Genomic DNA, 957 nt, shown 5'->3' on the forward strand with positions numbered 1-957 from the left:
CTCAGCGGCAACTTGATGCCGCCGTCAGCTGTCCTCTCCCTCTCACTTATAATTTAAAGGCGAGTATATATTAGATTATGGAACTGCTGTCGGAAAGAGAAGGAATGATCGCACTCTGCCTTGCAAGGAAGACGATCGAAAAGCAGATCAGAGGGGGGGATCTTGAATGCGAAGAACTGTCCTCAGTATTCGATGAAAAGAGAGGAGTTTTCGTAACTATCACAGAAAAAGGCGAACTCAGGGGATGTATAGGGCTGCCCTACCCAATGTACCCGCTTAAGGAAGGAATCGTTGAGGCTGCAATTTCCGCCTCGACATCAGACCCAAGATTTCCACCAGTAAGCCCGGAGGAGCTTGACATGATCAGGCTGGAGGTCACGATTCTTACAAACCCGGAAAGGCTCGAATGCCTTCCGGAGGAGAGGCCGGAAAATATCGTGATCGGAAGAGACGGGTTGATTATAAAAGGATTCGGCAGGAGCGGCCTGCTTCTTCCTCAGGTTGCAAAGGAATACAATATGGACCCCGTCGAGTTCCTTGATCATGTCTGCATGAAAGCTGGACTCCCCACAGGAATGTGGAGATCGGGCGATGTGGAGATCATGACTTTCCGGGGACAGATATTCACGGAAAATAAGTGATCGAAGAAATGACCAGTGGCCGACACCGGTTCAAGCTCCATCTCACTTATAATAATCCGGAGCATATATATGTGGACTATGGAACTGTTGCCGGAGAAGCAACCGGGCGTTGTATTGCACATATATAATACTGAGATAACGACTTTCCAGGTACAGACAATCACGGGATAAAAAAATAAAAGAGTAACCGATGGCAATCAATTTTGAAATCACCCAGAAAGACATAATGGGCAGGCTGGGAAAGCTCAGGGTAGGGGATAAAACCATAAAGACGCCCCTCCTTCTTCCCGTAATAAACCCGCATATCCAGATAATC

Annotated in this window: 1 protein-coding gene and 1 other RNA gene (1 of these 2 only partly in view); one reads left to right on the forward strand and one right to left on the reverse strand. The window is 47.5% G+C overall.

Annotated elements, in window-relative coordinates:
• Positions 1-44: RNase P RNA component (gene rnpB / locus METPAY_RS14510), an RNA gene on the reverse strand (it extends 293 nt beyond the left edge of the window).
• Positions 45-77: 33 nt separating this feature from the next.
• On the opposite strand from rnpB, the gene METPAY_RS13655 reads away from it, so the two are divergent.
• Positions 78-641 carry a TIGR00296 family protein gene (locus METPAY_RS13655; RefSeq protein WP_048153098.1) on the forward strand — a complete coding sequence of 188 codons (564 nt, stop codon included), beginning with the start codon at positions 78-80 and terminating at the stop codon, positions 639-641.
• Positions 642-957: the final 316 nt, after the last annotated feature.

This window comes from Methanolacinia paynteri (genome assembly GCF_000784355.1).
GTDB lineage: Archaea > Halobacteriota > Methanomicrobia > Methanomicrobiales > Methanomicrobiaceae > Methanolacinia > Methanolacinia paynteri.

Excerpts from the sequence above, each read along its gene's own strand:
- METPAY_RS13655 (WP_048153098.1), top strand. The coding sequence starts at position 78 with ATGGAACTGCTGTCGGAAAGAGAAGGAATGATCGCACTCTGCCTTGCA.